Here is a 20,140-nt window from a genome sequence, read left to right on the forward strand (position 1 = left end):
TGCGGGAGAAGTAGTGTGAGTGTTCTTGACCGTTTCCGTCTCGATGGACGCACCGCGATCCTGACAGGCGTTGGCCCGGGCGTGGGTGAGCATGTTGCGAAGGCCTATGCTGAATTGGGTGCCAATGTGGTCATTTCCGCCCGCTCTCAGGACCGGCTCGACAGGATCGCCGCAGAGATCAACGCCTCCGGTGGCGGCAGGGCCTTGGCGGTTGCCGCCGATGCCGGATGCAAAGACGATCTGGAACATCTGGTAACCGCCGCGCGCGATGCCTTCGGTGTCATCCATATCGTCTTCAACAACGCCGCGGCCGGTGTGGTCTATGCGGCCGATGGCGGCCTGTGGGCCAACACCGACGAAGTGTGGAGAACCGCCATGGACGTCAATGTGATGGCGACATGGCGGCTGGCCGAGCTGACCGAGCCCGACATGAAGGCGCACGGCAAAGGCAGCATCATTTCGGTGCAGAGCTGCGGCGGCTTTACCCCCATCCCGCCCGCCGTGGCTTACGGCGTGTCAAAGGCGGCGCTGCTTTTTCTGGTGCGCGAACTCGCCAAGACCCAGGCGCCACATACCCGCATCAACTGCCTGTGCGTGGGGTCGATGAGCCCTGACGGGCAGGAGGCGGAGATTCACAAGGGCCTGGGGCTGGCGGAACGCAATGCCATCAAGCGCTTCGGCGCGGCGGACGAGGCGGTGGGGGCCGCCATCCTGCTCGCAAGCGATGCGTCCAGCTATACCACCGGCAGCACGGTCTTCACCGAGGGCGGGCGCGTGGGGACCATTTCATGACCGCGAACCCGCTCTGGACTGAAGAACAGGCGGCGGCCGAGAAACTGGCGCTTCGCCTCATCGAAAGGCCCGACATTCGCGCGGCCCGTGAACAGGCCCGTTTGGGCATGCTGGCCGATCCTGTGGCGGATACGCTGGACGGACGCCTGGGACTGGACCGCGCGCTCGACCAGTGGGTGCTGGGTCTTGCCATGCGCGAGGCCAACGGCGACACCGCCGATCCCCGCGTGGTCTGGAACATCAGCAATGCGCCGCGACCCTGGTTCGGCCATGTCTATGGCGGCGCGGCAGTGGCGGTCGACAATCCGGACAATTTTAATCGCGAGATCCCGATCGACGGTAACGGCCAGTACGAGGTGGACATCCGCTTCGCCGCCGATCCGCCGCAGTTCAGCATCGTCGCCGAAGTGGAGCCGGACCACCACGCCGGGCTGGGCCGCAACCTGGGGGCGCTTACCCTGCAGCAACTGCGGCCGCATTGCGACGCTGAAGGCCGCGTGACTGTCACCGTGGGGCCAGGCGAGGGCGGGGCGACCCACTTGCGCACCGAGCCCGGTGCCCGCATTCAAGTGTACACCCGCGACAGCCAGAGCAACTGGCGCCAGGTGCCGGCGGAGGTGTGTGTCCGGCGCCTCGATCCGCCGGCTGGCTGGCGCCCCCGAACGGAAGACGAGATAGCGGGGGCGGTTGTGACGGACCTGCCCGCATGGATCGCCTTCTGGTCCGGTTTTAAGAACGACTTTCTCGGCCCCCACGGGCCCAATACGCTGGTCGGCCCGAACGGGCGCGACGGCGGCTGGGGCTATCTGGCCGGCGGTCGCTTCGCATTGGAGGACGGGCAAGGAGTGTTCATCACCATTGACCCGGCTGGCAGCTACTACACCGGCATCCAGATAACCGATCCATGGACCATCTCGCCCGACCCGATGTTGCGGATGGTCAGCCTGAACAGTGCGCAAGTGGCAGTCAATGCCGACGGCACGGTCAGCTATGTCATTTCTGGCATCGATCCCGGTATTGCCAACTGGGTCGACACCACGGGCCTTTCATCCGGTTGGATGCTGCTGCGTTGGCAGGGCGTGCCGGACGGCGCCGACCCGGCGCTGTTCCTGAGGGAGGTGCGGCTGGTCGATCTGGCCCGGCTCGACGAAGATATCGCTGGTGCCGTGCCTCGTGTCGATATCGCCGGGCGGGGCCGGCAAATTCGCGAGCGCACCCGGCAGCATGGCTTGCGAACGGCGGCGCCGACATGGGGAGAGGACTGATGCAGCCCAAGGGATCGATACTGGAACTGTGCCAGGTGGTGCGGGAAATGGATCGCGCGCTCGATCATTGGACCCGCGTCATCGGGGCAGGACCATTCTTCGTGTTCGATGTCCCGGTTCTGCCGGGGCAGTTCTATCGGGGACAGCCAACCGAAGTTGCCATGAAAGTGGCATTCGGTTTTTCCGGTGGCCTGCTGATCGAACTGTTGCAGCAGACCAACGACGGGCCTTCGGTCTTCACCGAAATGCTCGATGGCGATGCGCAAGGCTATCACCATGTCATGTTGCGCGTCCCTTATGACGAGGGGGTCGCGCGCCTGTCGGGGGAGGGTTACGACATGGCTTTCAGCGGCAGGATGCCTACCGGCGAGCGCTTCGCCTTGTTCGATACGCGCAGCGGCAATGGCGGCTACGTTGAACTCATGGAATCGTCGCCAGCGATGGAAACTTCGCTGGAACGCATGCATGCCGCCCATTGTGCGTGGGACGGTACAACGCGGCCGGTGCGCAGCATGGCCGATCTAGCCTGACCGCTGCCGCTTTGCCGCAGTGGAGCAAATCGTATCCAGAAGCATGTCCGCCGACCGCCCGAAGGCAGCTTCGACGACGTCCCGCTGCATGGCCAGTCGTTCCGTGTTTTTGTCCAGGCTTTCGGCGACAACGACGTTGCCGAGGATGACGACGGAGAAGATGACCAGCATTTCTTCGCCTTCGCGCGCAGAAAGTCCGGCCTCTCGAAACGCGTCGAAAATGGCGGTGCGAATTTTAGTGGCACGCGGCAGCGCAAGCTGGTTTGCGCTGCGCGACAGTATGAACGCCGCCGACCCCGGAAATTCGCGATAGGCCAGTTGCACGGCGTCGGCGATCCTGCGCAGCCGCTCCTGCCAGCTGGCCGCGCTCAGATCGGGCATGCGGCTGGCGAGGATCTCGTCCGTCAACAGCGCAAGCATTTCGTCCTTGTTGCGGACATAATGGTAGATAAGCCGCGGCGATACACCGAGTTGGCGGGCGACCGGGCGGATGTTAAGCGCGTCTATCCCCCCGCTGCGGGCCATGTCTTTCAGGGTCGCGACAAGGCGCGAGCGATCGAGTGCAGGACCTTCGGTCTGGGGCCGCCGGCCACGGCGCGGTGGCGGCAGGGAAACGTCAGGTGGCTCGGGCATGGCGGCACCCTAGAAGTTGTGGGACGCGGGGTCCATGTGCGTTGCTTTCAGCCCAACATCATTGACGCGACGTTCCCGCGCGTGGCCTTCGGCATGGCGGCGGCGCAACGCCTCTGCTGTTTCCGGATGAAATGATACAGATGGAATTAAAAATGTTCTATCTGCTCCAAGCTTGAGAGATAGCGCCAGGGGCGCAAAGGGGAAAACTATGGGCGTTGCGGGCTTTGACCGGCGGGATAAATGGTTTCTGCTGTTGCTGGGCGCCATCTACATGGTGAATTTTATCGATCGTACCATTCTTGCGGTGGTTGGTGAGTCGATTCGCAACGATCTGCGCCTGAGCGATCTGCAACTCGGAATGTTGGGAGGGCTGGCCTTTTCGCTGTTCTACGCCGTGCTGGGAATTCCGCTGGCCCGGCTGGCCGAACGCTTCAGCCGGGTCCGTCTGATCGCGGCGGTCACGATACTCTGGTCGCTGATGACGGCGCTTTGCGGTGCAGCGGGAAGCTACCTGCAATTGCTGCTGTGCCGGATGGGCGTGGGTGTGGGCGAGGCCGGGTTCACGCCTGCTCTGGTTTCGATGATATCCGACCGCTTCGATGTGGGCCGCCGCGCGCTGGTCTTTTCGCTCATCGCGCTGGGCGTGCCGCTGGGCGGCGCTGTGGCCGCGATTGCCGGCAGCGCCATGGCCCAGACCATCGGCTGGCGCTGGACGATGGCTGCCGTCGGTGTGCCCGGGCTTTTGCTGGCGGTTCTTTTGAGCATCACGATATCCGAGCCGGAGCGCAAAGATGCTGGCGAAAGCGCGGACACCCCCCCCTTCGGCCAGGTCCTGCGCCGTTTAGCACGGTCCCCTGCGTTCCTGCACCTGACGTGCGGGAGCGGCCTGGTCGGCCTGGTCGGCTTCGGGACCAACCTGTTCCTGATCCCACTCCTCGTCCGCCGTTTCGATTTGCTGCTTTCGCAGGCGGGACTGATATTCGCTTTGTCTTTCAGCATGGCGACGATGGTGGGGCAGATCTTCGGCGGCAATCTGGCGAGCCGGCTGATCCGGCGCGATGTGCGGTGGGGCGCCTGGGCTCCCGCAATTACGGTGGGTCTTGCCCTGCCGTTCTATCTTCTGGCGCTCTATCAATCGGACTGGCATGTGCTGGTCGGCTTCTTGTTCGTCGCGACCGCGATGCTCTATGCCTTCACGCCTGCGGTTATGACCGTCACGCAGACTCTGGTGGAACCGCGCATGCGGGCGTCAGCCGCAGCGCTGCACTCTTTCGGCCAGACGGTCGCCGGCCTTGGCATAGGCTCGGTCACGCTGGGCTATCTCAGCGACAAACTGGCTGCCTACAACTATGCCGGCGACTACGCCGCGCAATGCTTGGGATCGGGCGCCTTGAGCGACTCGCGTGAGTGCATAACCGCCTCGGCAACGGGGTTGCAGCACAGCATGCTGATCTCGGCATCGGTGCTGGCGGTGGCGGTGTTCAACTACCTCGTCGCCGCCAGGCACTTGCCCACGGAATCGGCGGCGGCGCTCAGCAGGTAAGCCAGCCGCCGTCCGCCACCAGGGTCTGGCCCGTGACATAGCCTGAAACGTCACTTGCCAGAAACAGGACGCAGCCCGCGATGTCCTCGGGCGTGCCGGCACGTCCGATTGGCGGTGCAAAACGCGCGATCTGGTCGGCGGGAAAAGCGGGGCCGCTCGCCGTCAACTGGCCTTCGGTGGTGGTATTGCCGGGACATAGTGCGTTTACGCGGATGCCGTCTTTTGCCACTTCCATGGCGGCGGCCCGGGTCAGGGCCGCAAGCCCGGCCTTGGAAGTCGAATACGTCATCAAACTGGGTGCGGTGGCGTGAAAGGCACTGTTGGAGGCGATATTGACAATCCGTCCGTCGATCCTGCCCGCGCGCATTATGCGCACCGCCTCGCGCGTGAGCAGCGCGGGGCCGCGCAGGTTGATCGCCATGACCCGGTCCCAGTAGGAGCTGTCGGTGTCCTCCAGCATCCTGCGGTCCTGGGTCCCTGCGTTGTTCACGAGCACGTCCAGCCGGCCCTGTTCGCTCTCGATCGATTCGATTGCCGAGAGGATGGATGCTTCGTCGGCTACGTCGAGCCGGCAGGATCGGGCGCTCGCCCCGCGCTCGCGGATGGCCGCGGCCAAGGCTTCGGCCTTGTCGACCTGGATATCGGCGATCACAACCTGCGCACCGGCATCCGCCAGGAGGCGGCAGATCGCCGCCCCCATTCCCTGCGCCCCACCGGTTACCAAGGCGACGCGGCCGGAAAGGCTGTAGAGCTTCATGTGTTCGGTCAGTGCCATCGCATCCTCTCCAAATCCTCTTTCACATCGTTTGGTCCCTGTCGCGGCGGCGATGCCCTGCCGGCAGACAGGTCGGTTTTCGAGTCACGGCCATAAGCTCCCGGTGATAGAAACGATCAAAAGGCCGGGAAGATGGAAATACCGACTGCGGAAGAGATGCTGGATCAAGCCGGTCTGGATGGTGAAATCGCGCAAGGGACGTTGCCGGGGCTTGAGGCGGCGCTCGCCGCGCTCGGCGCCGAGTCCGGTTTGACCGCAGCGGGACGGGACCGGGCGCTGGCGCAGTTTCGCGACAATCTGGCGCGGCTGTCCGCGATCGTCGCGGATCGGGCCGCGCATCCCGGGATTGCAGAGGTGCAGATCGACCGGCCCGTCTTCATCCTCGGCCTGCCCCGCTGCGGCACCTCGATTCTCCACGCGCTTATCGGTGCCGATCCGCAAATCCGTACGCCGCTGCAATGGGAAGTGGCTGCGCCGTCGCCGCCGCCCGAAGCCGCGACTTTCGCGTCCGATCCGCGCGCTGCCGGCTTCGACGCCTATGTCGCGGAGAATTTCACCGGCGCCTGGGCCGACGTGTTGAAAGCGCATCCGATCGGCGCGCGCATCCCTCAGGAATGCGGCATGATCCTTGAGACGCCGTTCCAGGGGATCAACCCCACTATGCTGTTCCGGTTGCCGGGATACTACGACTGGTACCGTCAGGCCGATACCCGGTTCGGATACCGCGTCCACAAGATGTGGCTGCAGCACCTGGCGTGGAAGAACCCGCGCCGGCGCTGGGTCCTGAAAGTGCAGGAGCATGCCCACCACTTGCCCGAACTGCTCGCGACCTATCCCGATGCCGTGCTGGTTCAGCCGCACCGCGATCCGGTTACCGTGATGGCCTCGATCTCCCGCCTGATCGAAGTGATCCGCATCGTCTCCTTCGATCGGATCGACCGTGCGGAGCTGGGCCATGAACTGCTGCACTTGTGGCACGATGGGCAGAAAGCGGCGCTGGCCTGGCGTGCGGCCAACCCGGCGTTCCCGGTACTGGATCTGGCGTTCCGCGATCTGATCGCCGATCCCGTCGCAGTGGTCCGGCGGGTTTACGAATACGCGGACCTGGACTTTACCCCGCAATCGCGGGCAGCGGTCGAAACCTTCTGGCGCGAGCATCCGGCCGACAAGCATGGGCAGCATCGCTACGAACTGGCCGACTACGGGCTCACGCGCGAGCGGATCGAGACCGTCTACGCTGATTACATTGCGGCCTATGGAGACTATTTGTGAGCCGCTGGCAGGATTGCATCGCCAGATTGGCGGCAACATCGGACGTGCTGGCCCCGATTGCGGAGGGCGGCGATCCCGACATGGCTGCGCGCGCCGAGCGGATGGCGTTCATGGCGCTGGCATCGGGATGGTTCACGGCCTTTGCCGATCGCGACCTCCCGGACTTCGTGCCCGCCGTAAACACCCACTGTCCCCTGGTGGGAACCAATCCCGATTTCATTTACGGCGCGGCCTCAATCGATGGCGCCGGACAATATCTGCTGACCGGAGAGCGTGGCGGGGGACTGTTCCTCCTGATGGACATCGCCGCCGGGGGACTGGGGGTGCTGGAGCCGCTCGGACCTTCGCTGGCTACTATAGATTTCGATACCCTGGCGCTCGACGAGAACGGATGCTTCTCGCTGCTGCTCAGCGCCGAGCGACCGGAACACTGGGCGGGCGACTGGCACAGGCTCGATGCATCGGCACTGTCTCTCTCGTTGCGGCAGGCAAGCTACGATTGGGGGGCGCATCGAGAGGCGCGTATCGCGATCGAGCGTATTGATATTCCCCGCGCGCCGCGCCGCTGGGACGAAGTAGAGATCGCCCGGCGTCTTGACGCTCTGGCAGCCTATCCCGGCCGGCTGGCCGGCATGGCGCTGGGCTTCATTGCAGGCCAGCGCCGCAAGGCCCTCTGGAACCGGTTCGAGCATGATGACTGGGCGGGACGGGGCGGGGTAGAAGGACAGCATTACTATCAGGGGCTGTTCCGGCTGGAGCCGGGCAAGGTTCTGCTGCTGGAAACCGAATTGCCGGAACAGGTGCTGTACTGGAACGTCCAGCTCAACGACATGCTCTGGACTACTGTCGACTGGATGAACCGTCAGTCCAGCCTCAATGGCGGGCAGGCGGCGATCGATGCCGATGGCCGTTTCCGCGCAGTGATCGCGCTCGACGATCCAGGCATCTCCAACTGGCTGGATCCAGGCGGGAACGCCGAAGGGGCGATCATGCTGCGTTGGACCGGCGCCAGCAGCGGTCCGGAGCCACGGCTGACCTTGCTCGACAGGGAGTCTCTCGCCGAGCGTCTGCCGTTGGGGACGCTGCGTGTCGATGCCCAAACACGAGAGGCGCAATTGCGAGCGCGGCGCCGTGCCGCCCAGATGCGGCGGCGATGGTAGGGGCGCGCGCAAGGCGTTGCCTAGCCGCCGACAGGTGTGCCTAGCACTACTTTGGCAGAAGTGTAATCGGGCTGGGGTCCAGTGAGCATCCGCAGTGAGGGCATTGCGATGGTGGGGAACGTGACAGGTGGTCAAGAATGGCTTGGCGCACTGCTGGCAGGCTGGGTTGCGGCGGCGGGCCGAGGACTCTTTTTTTTCCGTCTCGCCTGAGCGATCCGGCGAGTTTGCAGGAAGGCATAGGCCATCATCGTCATCAAGGCATGGCGATGGAGACCGGTCCACGATCGACCTTCGAAGTGGTCCAGGCCGAGTTCTTCCTTGAGTTGCTGACAGGCCCGATGGGCTTGCTCGCATATCCAGCGCGCCTTGATCGTGCCGGCCAGGATCTTGATCGGGGTGTCGGCAGGCAGGTTCGAGAGATAGTATTTGCGTTCGCCATTCGAGCGATGCTCGCCCACCAACCAGGCTTCCTCCCCCGGCATGTGCTGGGCCCCGGCGGAACCGATCCGCTGGGGCGCTCCGTCGGCAATACGCACACGCAGGGCGGCAAAGCTCGCGGCCAGGCGTCCCTTCGTTCCCCTCCGCCAGCTGACCTGCCGCCACTTCGCGTCTTCGAGCATGGCGTGTGCGGCCCGGGATTTGACGTCCGGCACATGCCGCATCCGCGGTCGTCCGCGGCCTGCGACCGGGAAGATCAGTTGCACGTTGGCCGGATAGACCTTCTGGTGCCTGGGGATGCCGACAGCCCAGCAGAGGCCGCGTGTACTCAGCGCCTGCCGGAACGGAGCGGACAGCCCGTAGCCGGCATCGGCCAACACGCTGCCGAAGCGCACCCCGGCAGCCATGACACGATCGATCTCCTCAATCGCGATCTCGGGCTTCGTGCGATATTCACGCAGCGGCGCAGGCACGCCAGCCTTGTCCATTCGCGCTGCATCGCTCGTCCAGCTTTCCGGCAGGAACAACCGCAAGCTCAGCATGACCGGAACTTCGCCCGAAGCCAGCGTCACTGATACCAGTGTCTGGCAGTTCGCGTTCTTGCCCAGCGCCGAAGCGTATTGGGGCGCGACGCCAACTGACGCCTTGCCCTTCTTCGGCAGGGCGGTGTCGTCGATGATCAGCCAGGCTCCGTCACCGCCGACCAGTTCGTCCGCCTGGCTCCACAAGGTCGCTTCCAAAGGGGCGCTGTCCCACAGCCCCGCTCCGATAAAATGATGCAGCCGGTCATAAGGAACCGCGCTCGATCGGGCCGCCATGGGCTGGATGCTCTTGCGATCACCCGGACCAATCAGTCCGGCAATATAGGCCGGGCACATCCGGCGCCTTGTCTTGTTCCCCAACTGCTCCAGATACGGCGCCAGCCACCGCTCCAGGTCCGCCTGCCAGTCCTCTGCCATCGCCAGCCTCCATCAAAGCTGGCTCCCCATGAATCACGCATTTCGCACCATGGGAATCCCAAAAATCACACTTCTGCCAAAGTAGTGCTAGGGTCCGGACCCAATAACCGGATTCCCACCACGACAGGATTGTGATTCATTGCCTCTGCGAGGAGGCGGTGAGATGTCTGATTTCTTTTGGTTTTCCGATGCACAGTGGGCTCGGATCGAGCCGCTTTTGCCGACGGATGTTCGCGGCAAGCCACGCGCGGATGATCGTCGAGTGTTGAGCGGGATTGTCCACGCGCTTCGCTGCGGCGGTCGCTGGGCGGGCTGTGCTGACGTCTATGGTCCGAAGAAGACGCTCTACAATCGGTTCGTCCGCTGGTCGGAGCGCGGCATCTGGGAAGGCATTTTCAGTGCGCTGGCGGGAGCCGGCGGCGCTCCAGATCGACTGTTCATCGACAGCAGTTGCATCAAGGTCCACCGCTGCGCCGGTGGTGGAAAAGGGGGGCCTTGGCTCATGGTATCGGCCGCACCAAAGGCGGACGCAACACCAAGCTCCATGCCGTCTGCGACGCGAAAGGCCGCCCCGTCGTCCTGCTCCTGACGCCCGGCAACGTCCACGATTGCAAGGTCGCGCAGCTTTGCATCGAGGCGATGCCGCCATCCACCCAACTCGTCGCCGACAAGGGCTATGACAGCCAAGCTCTGCGCGAGTGGCTCGACGAGCGCGGCACCGAGGCCGTTATACCGCCGCGCAAGAACCGCAAAATCCAGTACGACTACGACAAGGCCATCTACAAGCAGCGCAACGTCATCGAGCGCATGTTCTGCCGCCTCAAGGACTGGCGCCGCATCGCCACCCGCTTCGACCGCAATGTCAAAAACTTCATGGGCGCCATCGCCCTCGCCGCCGCCGTCATCTGGTGGCTGTAACGAGTCCGGACCCTAGTGCCGCTGGCGCCATGTTCCTGCCAGCCCAGTTAGAGGATGATGGGAGACAAAGCCGATGACGCCCACCGACACGCTCGACCTTGAGCAGGCCATTCGCGACAATTACCGCTTGTGGAACGAAGGCAGGCGGGAGGAACTGGACTTGTTGTTCCGCCGCATGGGACCCGCAGGCTTTACCATAGAATACGTCGGCTCCGCGCCTGTCGAGGGCGGGGCGGCGATGGAAGCTATGTGGGACCAGTATGGCGGCAAATGCACGACCGAACCGCTGGAAGTGATCGTCAACGGGGCGGAAGGCGCCGCCTTTGTCGCCAACCGCCTCCAGACCGACGATGGCATCGTGACATTGCCAAGTCTGGAGACGTATAAGATTTCCGATGGGCGGTTGACGGTTCGCTATTTCCACAAGACCGCGCACTGACCCGGTTTTCCCGGATGTTCGGCGGCAAGGTTAGCCATCGGATTCCATGAATGCCAGCAGGTCGGCGTAATGGGGCTGATGCACCAGGCCGCCGCCGGAAATTGATATGTTTTCGCCGGTGATATAGCGGGATTCGTCGGAAGCCAGGAACGCCACGAGTGCGGCTATGTCATCCGGGGTCCCGAACTCCGGCGTCAGGATATGGCGTTTGATGATGTCCTTGAGACCGGGAACCGTCTTTTCTAGCGCCTCGGTCAGGACCACGCCGGGGGCAATGCTGTTGCAGCGGATATTCTGCCGCCCATGCTGCGTAGCGACATATCGGGTCAGGCCCATGATCGCCGCCTTGGTCGATCCGTAGGCGATGCGCGCAAGATCGCCTGCGCTGCCGGAATTGGATGCCGTGTTGATGATCGACCCGCCGCCGCCTGCGATCATGTGGGGGATCGCATACTTGCATCCCAGCAGGTAGCCAGTCAGGTTGATGTCCAGGATTTCACGCCAGATGCCGATGGGGATGTCTGGGGCGGTGGTGTCCTGCGGGCTCTTGACCGGATCGGTCATCGCTGCATTGTTGTGCAAGATGTCGATCCGACCGAAGTGAGTCATGCAGCGATCGATCATCGCCTTCACCGATTCCGGATCCGCAGCATCAAACTGCACGGCGAGTGCGCTGTCTCCCAAGGGAGCAGCCGCTCGCTCCGCCGATTCCTCGAACAGGTCGGCGATGACGACGCTTGCGCCTTCGGCGGTCAGGCGCCGCGCCACCGCGGCACCGATCCCGCCCCCACCACCGGTCACAATCGCAACTTTGCCTTCCAGCCGCATCATCATTTCCACTCCCTTGTCCCGTGAGGCCTGTTTACGACTTTCGCTGGCGAACCCTTTCACGATTACCGAAGTTCCGCCGACAGCTTGACCGTTTCGGAGCCTGCCGCTTCAGATGGGGCGATTAACCCGCCAAAGGGCAGGTCAGAAGCAGTCAGAGCAGCGTGGTGCACATTATGTGATGACCGAGTTTGGCGGTCGCTTGCTAGATCATCCGTGAGATATGGTGCGCATGAAATTAGGGAGTGGGGTGTTGATTTTCGCTGAGAGCTGCACGCCGCGCCACAGTGTCGAGGCCAAGATCTATCCGGTCGCTGCTCTCGAAAACGCTGGGCACCTGTTGGGAATTGCCGCCAACCGTAAGGGTCGCGCGGCGGATCCGTTCGGGATGAGCCTTGCCGGACAACGGGAAAGGTTCGCGAAAAAGCGTGACGCATAGCGATAGCTCATCCATGCCCCGAGCCGGGCCCGCGGGACGCTAAGACCATTGCGATCATTCCCGCAGCTGCCTGCAAGCAGATCCACTCGCGATCCTGTCGATCGGTCGCGCAAACTTCGATATCGCCGAAAAGTGTTGGTACATGCCCGCGGCGATAAACCTAGAGCACCAGATGCGGATCGGACCGGCACAGGCTCCCGCCTTCTGCCGCAGCGCTCTTCGCGAAGCCCAGCCCAGATGCGCTGAACTGCAGAGACCACAGCCACCCCCAGATTTGTGACGGTCCCGGCTGGCGCGATCGAACTCCTCCCAGGCGACGGGGGCGATACGGCGCACGGCTATCTCCGTGAACTTGCCGGGTGGATGATGATTTTAAACTTCCGTGCCGCCCCTTCCGCTCGACAGGTTGGGCGCCTTTTTTTCGTCGGTAATTGGCTGCGGGATGAACAACCGCTGGAACCGACGGCCCGCCTGGGTCTGCATTACCCGATCGGCGGCGATATCGGCACTTGCGTGCCGCAGCACCGCCTTCGCAACCGTCGAGCCAAGGGAGGGCGCCCATAGCAATGGCGCCTGTGCGGCCCAATGTCCTGGTCATCTTGGCAGATGATCTCGGCGCGAAAGGGCATCGACGCGATGGGCCTGTCCGGCAGATTTGTCCTGCGCAATCCGCAATGGGCAAAGGCATCGTCCGCGCGGTCGCGTCTGTTGAAGACCTTTGTCACCGAAGGAGGGACGCTGGTGCCGATGATCATGCGTTTCCCAGGCTCGCCCGCAAGTGGACGGAATGCGGTGATCGGCGACTTGCGGGACTTGGTGCCGACGATCCTCGATGCGGCTCACGTCTCCGAAGAGCCGATGGTGGAGGGGCGCAAGGTTGCGATCGTGGAAGGGCGCAGCCTTCTGCCCTGGCTGCGCAAAGGGCGCGATGACCGGCCGGTGGAAGAAGTAGCATTCGAAAAGTACGGCCAGGCTACCGTGCGATTCCTGATGTGTTGTGCCCGCAATTCAGCAAAGCGAACATGACACCCTGCGCGGAGCACGAGTTGGAACTGCACGCCATCGCCGACGGTGAGTTGGACAGCATGGCCTGCATCGCGCTGGAAACCCATCTGCGCGGCTGCGTCGAATGTCGTACCGCGCTGGCCCGGCTCAAAACAGAGGATGTGCGATCTCGTGAAAGCGCGCCGCAGCATCCTGGGCAGCGAAGTTTACGCGACGCAGTGAGGGCGATTTTTTCCTCGGCGCGAGCCTCAAGACCTTTCGCCCTCGATGGGCGCGGCATTGACCCCCGGACGGCGCGATGGCTGGGGGGCGGCGCGTTCGGGGTACTGGGCGCAATTGCCGTGTTGGTGTTCGGCATGCCCGGGCAGAACACGAGGGGGCTCGAGGATGAATTGGTCGCAGCGCATGTGCGCTCGCTGAGCGCGCCCCAGCTGGCCGACGTCCAGGCATCCGACAGGCAGCGGGGAAACCTCTGGTTCGACCGACGGATTGGTTTCTCTCCGATCGTGGTGGACCTTGCGGCGGCCGGATTTCCGCTGGTGGGTACCCGGCTCGATGATGTCGGCGGGCGCCATGTCGCTGTGATGGTCTACGGCACGAGCCTGCATCCCATCACCGTGTTCGTGCGGCCGAAGCCGCAGCGCACCTCGCCGTTGTCTGCCATCTTGCGCAGTGATCGCTTCAGTATGTTGCGTTGGGAGTCCGGAAAGCTGGAATATTTCGCGGTATCCGACGTTGACGAAGTTGATCTGGAACAGTTTCGCGCCACTTTTCGCCAGGCATCGGAAAACTGATCGGTTGGCGATCGCCAAATTCTCCGTAGCCCTCAGTCATCGCCCATTTCGGCGTTTTCGTGCCGGTTCCGCCAAAAGTAGCGGGGCCCGTTACAGAAGTGGGGGGCTGCGATTTGCTCGGATTGCCTCCACATTTATCCAGCATGACAGCTGGGAGCATTGTGATGGACTTACGGCTTGGATTGGTCGCGGGGGATCTTCGGATAACGGTGATTGATCGTAGCCGGGTGGAGGCGCCTCATACGCTAAGTGATTTCGCATTGGGGCAACCCGTCGCCCATGCGCTCGTCTCCCCGGATCGGCGGGCAACCGAGCTCAACGGTGATGACCAAAGACCCCAAGAGCGCCAATCCTTACCAGTCGGATTCAGGTTCCTGAAAGGACGTCTGACGCTGCTCCCACGCATCCATTATCGGCTCAAGTTCGTTCGGAATCTCCGATCGGAATGCTTCATCGAGCGGATAGTGCGACATGGCAATCTTCACCGCATCGAGCAGCGCGTAACCCTGGGCCTCGTCTTTCGGACGCTTGAGAGGATTGCGCTTGGCTTGCGCAGACATCCAGAGCTTGTGCAGCGTGAACCATCGCGGATCGGGTGCCACGATACGGGCAGGCTCCGCAAAAGAGGGTCCCGATCCGGGGCCGGTATGCCACAGCAACCTTCGACCCATGGCGGGAAGGGGTCTTGAACAGGAATTCAAGATCGTGACCAGTCATGCATGGTCTTCCGTTTTGCTTCACGCATTCCGTTGGAGCACGGCAAAAACCGATTTAGTTGCGGAAGCCCGGAGCGAACAATCGCTCAACTGCGATAGCAGAAAGGCAAGCCGACTGCTCGCGGCGCATATGCTGCGCGTCCTGCTCAGCATCTGCGCTTCAGAAAGAAGACAGGCGCGTCCCGATGGACGCGCCTGTCCGGCTGCCAAGAACGGTCGCAAACGTTAGAAGTCCATGGCCGGCATGGGCGAAGCCTTGTCGTCCTTTGGAAGTTCAGCAACCAGCGCTTCGGTGGTGATCAGCAGCGAGGCGACCGATGCTGCATCCTGTAGTGCAGTACGTACCACCTTTGCGGGATCGATGACGCCCGCCTTCACCAGGTCTTCGTATTCGCCGGTCGCGGCATTGAAGCCCTGGTTGTAGTCCTCGCCTTCAAGCAGCTTGCCGACGATGAAGGACCCGTCTTCGCCCGCATTGTCCGCGATCTGACGCGCCGGCGCGCGCAAGGCCCGCCGAACGATGTCGATGCCGGACTGCTGGTCGTCATTGGCTGCCTTCAGGCCATCGAGCGCCTTGAGCGAGCGAAGCAGGGCAATGCCGCCGCCCGGCAGGATGCCCTCTTCCACTGCAGCGCGGGTGGCGTGAAGCGCGTCGTCGACGCGATCCTTGCGTTCCTTGACCTCGACCTCGCGGTGACAGTTTTTGTCGCCGCCGGCCTGCTGGACCTGCGGCAGGGTAGCTTCATCCCGGTGACGTTCGCCATCCTGACCGGCTTCCTGACGCTGACGATAATGCCGGCTGTAACCCGGCGTCTGCAGGATACAGTGCGGCTTGCAGCCTTGGGCACGGCCCTTCTCGTACTGCACGGGATCGGGCTCTCGGTCGCGCAGGTACTGATCGGATCGAACGGGCCGCCGCTTCTGCCAGCCGCCGGGCACGTAGCCATCGCCGCGTTCTTCCTCGCTTTGCTGGCGTGGCAGTTTCTGATCGTCCCCCGACGCGCCGGCTTCCCGCCCGCACTCTACGTGAGCCTGCTTAACGCCGGGACCCACCGCCCCTGATTCCCCCTCTCTCTCCCGAGACAAGGAGACCGTGACAATGAACTTCCCCGCAACCATCGCTCCGAATGCAGCGAACGATACCCTTGAAGACATCGTCGAGCTTGTTGAAATCGCCAAGCAGACAGTCCCTCCCTTGTGGCCATTAGAAAGCCCGATCGCCATCAATCCTCTCGCCGGTTTCGAGGACCTTCCGTTCGGCGAAGCCGTCGGTCAGGCCAGCCATATCTTCAATGCGCCGCTGAAGGGAGCCATCCGGCACTGGCGAAAGCTGGCGAAGGAAGGGAAGGTGGACACCACCGTGCTCGCGCAAGTGGCGATCGAGCGGCTGGGTGGACCGGACACTGCCTTCCGGGAAGTGACGCAGGGCATTCATGCGCTTGACCTGCTCAGCGCCCGGCTCCTTGAGGTAAAGGACTTCGGACCTTCTCAGTCCATCCGCTCGCTCGGTCCGGCCGAGCAGTTCGTGGCCAAATGGTGCGGCGCCTTCTTCGATCGCGGTCTGGCCGCTCATCCCATGCCCTGGCGCGCCAAGGGCCTCTATCGGGCGGTGCTGGCGCTTTGTGCTCACGACCGGCAGTTCGAGGCGCTGGCCGGCGGCCGGTCCCAAGCGCAAGCCATCCTGGCGACCATGCCGGATGATCCCTACGCGGCCATTCGCGACGCCCTTTTCGAGCGGGAAGGCGGCCACCCCGAACACCTGGCATGGCTGCGGCACATGATTGCGCGTTTGCCCGGCTGGGCCGGGCATCTCCGCTGGCGTAGCGAAAGAGCAGATCCCGAGATCCCGCAAGACGCGCCTGCCTCGATTGCAGACCTCCTGGCGCTCTGGGCGCTGATGGCTCGGTGCGGGCATGCCGACATCCGCAAAACGGCACGGGATCACGACCCGCGCCCTGCCATTCCGCGGCATTTCGGGCTGCCGGACAGGACGTTCGAACACCTCGGCGGACAACAGAGGGCCATGGCGGACTTCATTCTCGGCATGAGCGATGTGGACCTCGTGCTCATGTTCATGGAAGCGGCCGAGCGCGAATACGCGGGCAAGATCGCCTCCAGCCTGCGCAAGAGCATCCGTCACACGGCGACCACCGAAACACAGAGAGCCGATGCCCAGTTGGTCTTCTGCATCGATGTGCGTTCGGAGCCCATGCGCCGCGCCATAGAGGCCGCCGGCAACTACAAGACCATTGGCTATGCCGGTTTCTTCGGCCTCCCCATAGCCCTGCGTTCTCCGATCGATGCCAGAAAGCGGCGCCAGTTGCCGGTCCTGCTCGAACCGCAGCACGAGGTGGTTCATCAGGACGAGACCTGCGATCCGCAACTGGTAAACCGGGTCCGCCAGGGGCTGGCGATACGGCAAGTCGCCGGCACGGCAAAGCAGGGCTTTGCCAGCAGCTTCACCATGGCGGAAGCGACTGGCCCGCTGGCCGGGCTCATGCTTGCCATGCGCAGTCTCGCGCCGCAGCTTGCCGAGAAGGTCTCTGCGCCGCATCCCGACGTCCTGCATGCCGCCTTGCCATTGTGCACCAGCCGTGGCGAGGACAGCGACTTGCCGCTTCACAAGAAGCTCGACTACGCGCTGGGGCTCTTCCAGCTGACCGGCCTCCAGGCGCAGCATCTGGCTCCGCTCGTCCTCCTCGCCGGGCATGGAGCCACAACTGTCAACAACGCCTTTGCCGGCGCGCTGGACTGCGGTGCCTGTGGAGGCCGCGCGGGTGGCCCCAATGCACGGCTTCTCGCGCATATCCTCAACGAGGACGCCGTTCGCCGCCATCTGGCGAACAAGGGGCACGTGATCCCCGAGGACACCTGGTTCGTGGCTGCGCAACATGACACGACAACGGATGTCGTCGAGATCTTCGACGAACACCTGCTTCCGGTGGCCCATTCCGGGCCGATCGCTGCCTTGAAGCTTGATCTGGAAAAAGCCGCATCGGCAAACCGCGACCAACGCGCCGCTCGCCTCGGTCGGACTGCGGCAGATCTGGTGAGCGGAGCCTATCACTGGGGCGAGGTGCGCCCCGAATGGGGCCTTGCAGGAAATGCCGCCTTCCTGATTGCCGACCGCGCTGTGAGCAAAGAGGTCGATCTGGAGGGGCGCGCCTTCCTGCACAGTTATGACTGGCAGCAGGATGACGACGGCAGCGCGCTCGCTGCGATCATGACGGCACCCATGATCGTCGCCCAGTGGATCAGCTGTCAGTACCTGTTCTCGACCCTGAACAACACGCGCTATGGTGCCGGAGACAAGTCGACGCACAACGTGATCGGCGGCGTCGGGGTCGTGCAGGGCAATGGTGGCGACCTTTGCGTGGGACTGCCCTATCAGTCGCTTTTCCGGGATGACGGCACACCTTACCATGTCCCGCAACGCCTGTTGGTCGTGGTCCATGCGCCGGTCGAAAGGGTAGACAGGATCGTCGTCGAAACTCCGCTGCTGACCCGGCTGTTCGGAAATGGATGGCTCAAACTGGTGGTGATCGACCCGAAGGACAACACCGCCGACCGCTGGCTTTCCGGCGAGACCATCACCCACTTCAACGCAGCACCCGGTGGCTGGGCACCCAATCACTATGCAATCTGATTGCGTCGTCGAGACACGAGGCTGCACCCATTGGGGCGGAACGGCGATCGTCCCTCAGAGCATGCGACCAAAGTGTTGGTGAAAAGCGAGTGGGCTGCTCGATGCACAAGCAGCAGGCAAGGGAGCAGCCCACTCTGCCATCAGCGTCCCCCCGAACGCCTGATTGAAGCGTTCCTAAATCAATATGGTTAACTAACTCTTTAGGCTGGTGAAGTGCGAAAATAAGCTTTCAGTATGAGACAGTTCGGCGTTCCATAACATTGCGGCCACTATTCAGGCGTCTGGTGCAATTCAGGAGAGTGCCGAGGCAATCGAGTTCGCGGCGTAGAGAAAAGGACGCAGTTCTATGGCTTTGCCATCGCGGATGCCCCAGAGTTCCATAATCGACTTCGAAAATGGCCGTCGGCTCGTTCGCCCGACGCCTTTGATGGCCAGGTGGACGACCACCTCTTCGCCGCCAGCGAGAAAGTTGAATATCTCCGCTTCAAAGTCGTCGAAACTCGCAACGACACCAGCGAGGGTGGCTTTGATCTGGTCACGCCCCCTTTAAACGCCGCCTGGCATGCCGCTGTCGCCGCGATCCGATTGGGGCCTTTCAACCAAGGTAGGTGAAGCGCATTTCCGGTTCGTCCCCGGTTGCGGCGCTCTACCTGCTCCAGCCTTGTGATCGGGCGGCTTCTTCCTGAACCCGGTCGAGCGGAGCGCCCCTGGCCATCTCCTGTGCCGCTTGCATCAGAGCGCTTTCGGCGGAGCCTGCCTGGCGGTACTCGCTGGTTTGACGTTGCGTGCTCGCGCTTGTGCGTTCGAGTATCCAGCTGCCTCCGGTCTTGCACGCGATGCCGGATGTCGGGACGGCTTCGAATACGCGGCAGTAGTCTCCATCTTTACGCTGGAAACTTGTTAGGATGCGAAGATCGGTACCGTCGTCCTGAGCTGAAGCGAGTTGATTATCGAGGGTCTCGGAAAGCGAACCGGAAGCGACGAGCATGCCGTCCTTCTGCACGATCGATCCGCCCGGATGGAGCTGTGTTCCCAGAACTACGCCAAGCACCAGCGAGGCGGCGATGGCAAGGCCGCTTCTCCACTGTTGCCGAAGTCCGGAAGGCTGAGCGGCAGTGTGGTCGTTACGCGTTGCACGCGCAGTGGCTAGGCTCACGATCTTTCGATCATCGGCTTCAAGAGCAGCTTCAGGCGTGCTCACCTGCGCCGCAGCGGCGATCATGGCTGTCAACTCATCGGGAATGGGCTCGTCGACAACCGGCCTCAGATGGTCGCGCAATGCGGTACGAAGGCGTCGTTCGGCCGCAAGCCGTTCCTCCAGTGCCGGATCGGCCGCGATCGCAGCTTCCACGCGCGCAGCCTCCTTCGCACCCAGTTCCTCGTCGGCATAGGCCATCAGGTCTTCCTCGGTGATGCTCATGCCGCTTCTCCCAACTCACGCAACAGAGCTTCGCGTCCCCGGCCCAGCCGGGACGTCAACGTGCCCTGGGGAACGCCAACGATTTCGGCGGCTTCCTTGTAGGCAAAGCCTTCCACCAGCACGAGCACAACGGCTTCGCGCTGCTCATCCGGCAGGCGGGCGAGGGCCCGGCCAACATTCCCCAGTTCCACGAGGTTTTCGGCATCGATGTGTCCGGCACTGCCCACGTTGGTTCCTTCCTCTTCTCGCCCGAACGTTTCCGATCGTCTTTTTCTGGCCCTTGTCTCATCGATCCACTGATTGCGCATGATCTTGTATGTCCAGGCATCGAGCCGCGTTCCTTCCTGCCACTGGTTCCGGGCTTTGAGCACGCGCTCTATCGTTTGCTGACACAAGTCGTCGGCATCTGCCGCATCACGGGTGAGACCACGCGCAAAGCGCCGCAAGCGCGGAAGCAGCGCGGTCAGTTCCTCACAGAAGCGGTTCATATCCACCTACGTATCCTTGTTACGTGGATGAAACGGACGAGCCGGCGCGTTTCATCCCGCAGTGCTAGAAAATTTGTTAT

The 20,140-nt window shown here is 63.1% G+C and carries 19 protein-coding genes and 1 pseudogene; 11 read left to right on the forward strand and 9 right to left on the reverse strand.

Annotated features, from left to right (window positions below; translation table 11 throughout):
- The first annotated feature begins 15 nt into the window (after nucleotides 1–15).
- Genes IEX64_RS12930 through IEX64_RS12940 form a run of 3 tightly spaced genes read left to right on the forward strand, consistent with a single transcriptional unit; the run spans nucleotide 16 to nucleotide 2,587 of the window.
- Entirely contained in the window at nucleotides 16–792 is a 777-nt protein-coding gene (locus tag IEX64_RS12930; RefSeq protein ID WP_188820086.1) for an SDR family NAD(P)-dependent oxidoreductase, read from the forward strand.
- Nucleotides 789–2,057: a hypothetical protein gene (locus IEX64_RS12935; protein WP_188820087.1), complete on the forward strand. Its 1,269-nt coding sequence runs from the start codon at nucleotides 789–791 to the stop codon at nucleotides 2,055–2,057. Before IEX64_RS12930 ends, IEX64_RS12935 begins: the two co-directional genes overlap by 4 nt.
- Nucleotides 2,057–2,587 (forward strand): VOC family protein, encoded by a 531-nt coding sequence (locus IEX64_RS12940; protein WP_229710267.1) that lies wholly within the window; start codon nucleotides 2,057–2,059, stop codon nucleotides 2,585–2,587. Before IEX64_RS12935 ends, IEX64_RS12940 begins: the two co-directional genes overlap by 1 nt.
- Here the strand turns inward: IEX64_RS12940 and IEX64_RS12945 are convergent.
- Nucleotides 2,579–3,220 (reverse strand): TetR/AcrR family transcriptional regulator, encoded by a 642-nt coding sequence (locus IEX64_RS12945; RefSeq protein ID WP_188820088.1) that lies wholly within the window; start codon nucleotides 3,218–3,220, stop codon nucleotides 2,579–2,581. The two genes, IEX64_RS12940 and IEX64_RS12945, sit on opposite strands and share 9 nt — an antisense overlap.
- A 208-nt stretch (nucleotides 3,221–3,428) precedes the next feature.
- Between IEX64_RS12945 and IEX64_RS12950 the strand changes: the two genes are divergently transcribed.
- On the forward strand, nucleotides 3,429–4,763 hold the full coding sequence (locus tag IEX64_RS12950; protein WP_188820089.1) for a spinster family MFS transporter: 1,335 nt from the start codon (nucleotides 3,429–3,431) through the stop codon (nucleotides 4,761–4,763).
- On the opposite strand, the gene IEX64_RS12955 is transcribed toward IEX64_RS12950, so the two are convergent.
- Nucleotides 4,753–5,538: an SDR family NAD(P)-dependent oxidoreductase gene (locus IEX64_RS12955; RefSeq protein WP_188820090.1), complete on the reverse strand. Its 786-nt coding sequence runs from the start codon at nucleotides 5,536–5,538 to the stop codon at nucleotides 4,753–4,755. The genes IEX64_RS12950 and IEX64_RS12955 overlap by 11 nt on opposite strands.
- 132 nt (nucleotides 5,539–5,670) lie before the next feature.
- Here IEX64_RS12955 and IEX64_RS12960 point away from each other — a divergent pair, with 132 nt between their 5' ends.
- Together IEX64_RS12960 and IEX64_RS12965 are read left to right on the forward strand one after the other, a co-directional pair.
- Nucleotides 5,671–6,810, forward strand: coding sequence for a sulfotransferase family protein (locus IEX64_RS12960; protein ID WP_188820091.1), 1,140 nt, complete (start codon nucleotides 5,671–5,673; stop codon nucleotides 6,808–6,810).
- On the forward strand, nucleotides 6,807–7,970 hold the full coding sequence (locus IEX64_RS12965; protein ID WP_188820092.1) for a hypothetical protein: 1,164 nt from the start codon (nucleotides 6,807–6,809) through the stop codon (nucleotides 7,968–7,970). The genes IEX64_RS12960 and IEX64_RS12965 overlap by 4 nt, the downstream gene beginning before the upstream one ends.
- A gap of 131 nt (nucleotides 7,971–8,101) precedes the next feature.
- Here IEX64_RS12965 and IEX64_RS12970 read toward each other — a convergent pair whose 3' ends face one another.
- The gene (locus IEX64_RS12970) at nucleotides 8,102–9,367 is read right to left on the reverse strand and encodes an IS701 family transposase (protein WP_188820093.1); all 1,266 of its coding nucleotides are present in this window, start codon (nucleotides 9,365–9,367) and stop codon (nucleotides 8,102–8,104) included.
- Nucleotides 9,368–9,530: 163 nt separating this feature from the next.
- Here IEX64_RS12970 and IEX64_RS12975 point away from each other — a divergent pair.
- Both IEX64_RS12975 and IEX64_RS12980 read left to right on the forward strand, forming a co-directional pair.
- Nucleotides 9,531–10,285, forward strand: a protein-coding gene (locus IEX64_RS12975; protein ID WP_373290148.1) for an IS5 family transposase whose coding sequence is annotated in 2 segments (ribosomal slippage) — nucleotides 9,531–9,872 and nucleotides 9,875–10,285 — 753 coding nt in all. Because the reading frame shifts where the segments join, the coding sequence is not laid out codon by codon here.
- 73 nt (nucleotides 10,286–10,358) lie between these two features.
- Nucleotides 10,359–10,724: a hypothetical protein gene (locus IEX64_RS12980; protein WP_188820095.1), complete on the forward strand. Its 366-nt coding sequence runs from the start codon at nucleotides 10,359–10,361 to the stop codon at nucleotides 10,722–10,724.
- Nucleotides 10,725–10,754: 30 nt separating this feature from the next.
- Here IEX64_RS12980 and IEX64_RS12985 read toward each other — a convergent pair whose 3' ends face one another.
- Complete coding sequence (locus IEX64_RS12985) at nucleotides 10,755–11,558, reverse strand: SDR family NAD(P)-dependent oxidoreductase (protein WP_229710269.1); 804 nt, start codon at nucleotides 11,556–11,558, stop codon at nucleotides 10,755–10,757.
- Between the two features lie 1,069 nt (nucleotides 11,559–12,627).
- Here IEX64_RS12985 and IEX64_RS12990 point away from each other — a divergent pair.
- Both IEX64_RS12990 and IEX64_RS12995 read left to right on the forward strand, forming a co-directional pair.
- A complete protein-coding gene (locus tag IEX64_RS12990) occupies nucleotides 12,628–13,017 on the forward strand; it encodes an alkaline phosphatase family protein (RefSeq protein ID WP_188820096.1) in 390 nt (129 codons plus the stop codon).
- A 20-nt stretch (nucleotides 13,018–13,037) separates the two neighbouring features.
- Nucleotides 13,038–13,790 carry an anti-sigma factor family protein gene (locus IEX64_RS12995; protein WP_188820097.1) on the forward strand — a complete coding sequence of 251 codons (753 nt, stop codon included), beginning with the start codon at nucleotides 13,038–13,040 and terminating at the stop codon, nucleotides 13,788–13,790.
- A gap of 353 nt (nucleotides 13,791–14,143) precedes the next feature.
- On the opposite strand, the gene IEX64_RS13000 is transcribed toward IEX64_RS12995, so the two are convergent.
- Nucleotides 14,144–14,461 (reverse strand): GSU2403 family nucleotidyltransferase fold protein, encoded by a 318-nt coding sequence (locus tag IEX64_RS13000; protein WP_268238454.1) that lies wholly within the window; start codon nucleotides 14,459–14,461, stop codon nucleotides 14,144–14,146.
- A gap of 270 nt (nucleotides 14,462–14,731) precedes the next feature.
- A pseudogene (locus IEX64_RS13005) lies at nucleotides 14,732–15,361 on the reverse strand (TCP-1/cpn60 chaperonin family protein); the annotation flags it as partial.
- A gap of 244 nt (nucleotides 15,362–15,605) precedes the next feature.
- On the opposite strand from IEX64_RS13005, the gene IEX64_RS13010 reads away from it, so the two are divergent.
- Complete coding sequence (locus IEX64_RS13010; protein WP_188820099.1) at nucleotides 15,606–18,152, forward strand: putative inorganic carbon transporter subunit DabA; 2,547 nt, start codon at nucleotides 15,606–15,608, stop codon at nucleotides 18,150–18,152.
- A 291-nt stretch (nucleotides 18,153–18,443) separates the two neighbouring features.
- Here IEX64_RS13010 and IEX64_RS24760 read toward each other — a convergent pair whose 3' ends face one another.
- The 3 genes from IEX64_RS24760 to IEX64_RS13025 form a co-directional block, all read right to left on the reverse strand.
- Nucleotides 18,444–18,683 (reverse strand): nuclear transport factor 2-like protein, encoded by a 240-nt coding sequence (locus tag IEX64_RS24760; protein WP_373290150.1) that lies wholly within the window; start codon nucleotides 18,681–18,683, stop codon nucleotides 18,444–18,446.
- 115 nt (nucleotides 18,684–18,798) lie between these two features.
- Nucleotides 18,799–19,572, reverse strand: a complete 774-nt coding sequence (locus IEX64_RS13020; protein WP_188820101.1) for an anti-sigma factor family protein — start codon at nucleotides 19,570–19,572, stop codon at nucleotides 18,799–18,801.
- Nucleotides 19,569–20,060: an RNA polymerase sigma factor gene (locus IEX64_RS13025; RefSeq protein WP_188820102.1), complete on the reverse strand. Its 492-nt coding sequence runs from the start codon at nucleotides 20,058–20,060 to the stop codon at nucleotides 19,569–19,571. The genes IEX64_RS13020 and IEX64_RS13025 overlap by 4 nt, the downstream gene beginning before the upstream one ends.
- Nucleotides 20,061–20,140 lie beyond the last annotated feature (80 nt).

The organism is Novosphingobium indicum (genome assembly GCF_014645195.1).
Taxonomy (GTDB): domain Bacteria; phylum Pseudomonadota; class Alphaproteobacteria; order Sphingomonadales; family Sphingomonadaceae; genus Novosphingobium; species Novosphingobium indicum.

What these genes read in the sequence shown, in the direction of transcription:
- IEX64_RS12935 (WP_188820087.1), top strand. Translation starts at nt 789, where the DNA reads ATGACCGCGAACCCGCTCTGGACTGAAGAACAGGCGGCGGCCGAGAAA.
- IEX64_RS12940 (WP_229710267.1), top strand. Translation starts at nt 2,057, where the DNA reads ATGCAGCCCAAGGGATCGATACTGGAACTGTGCCAGGTGGTGCGGGAA.
- IEX64_RS12945 (WP_188820088.1), bottom strand. Translation starts at nt 3,220, where the DNA reads ATGCCCGAGCCACCTGACGTTTCCCTGCCGCCACCGCGCCGTGGCCGG.
- IEX64_RS12950 (WP_188820089.1), top strand. Translation starts at nt 3,429, where the DNA reads ATGGGCGTTGCGGGCTTTGACCGGCGGGATAAATGGTTTCTGCTGTTG.
- IEX64_RS12955 (WP_188820090.1), bottom strand. Translation starts at nt 5,538, where the DNA reads ATGGCACTGACCGAACACATGAAGCTCTACAGCCTTTCCGGCCGCGTC.
- IEX64_RS12960 (WP_188820091.1), top strand. Translation starts at nt 5,671, where the DNA reads ATGGAAATACCGACTGCGGAAGAGATGCTGGATCAAGCCGGTCTGGAT.
- IEX64_RS12970 (WP_188820093.1), bottom strand. Translation starts at nt 9,367, where the DNA reads ATGGCAGAGGACTGGCAGGCGGACCTGGAGCGGTGGCTGGCGCCGTAT.
- IEX64_RS12980 (WP_188820095.1), top strand. Translation starts at nt 10,359, where the DNA reads ATGACGCCCACCGACACGCTCGACCTTGAGCAGGCCATTCGCGACAAT.
- IEX64_RS12985 (WP_229710269.1), bottom strand. Translation starts at nt 11,558, where the DNA reads ATGATGATGCGGCTGGAAGGCAAAGTTGCGATTGTGACCGGTGGTGGG.
- IEX64_RS12990 (WP_188820096.1), top strand. Translation starts at nt 12,628, where the DNA reads ATGGGCCTGTCCGGCAGATTTGTCCTGCGCAATCCGCAATGGGCAAAG.
- IEX64_RS13000 (WP_268238454.1), bottom strand. Translation starts at nt 14,461, where the DNA reads ATGGGTCGAAGGTTGCTGTGGCATACCGGCCCCGGATCGGGACCCTCT.
- IEX64_RS13010 (WP_188820099.1), top strand. Translation starts at nt 15,606, where the DNA reads ATGAACTTCCCCGCAACCATCGCTCCGAATGCAGCGAACGATACCCTT.
- IEX64_RS13020 (WP_188820101.1), bottom strand. Translation starts at nt 19,572, where the DNA reads ATGAGCATCACCGAGGAAGACCTGATGGCCTATGCCGACGAGGAACTG.
- IEX64_RS13025 (WP_188820102.1), bottom strand. Translation starts at nt 20,060, where the DNA reads ATGAACCGCTTCTGTGAGGAACTGACCGCGCTGCTTCCGCGCTTGCGG.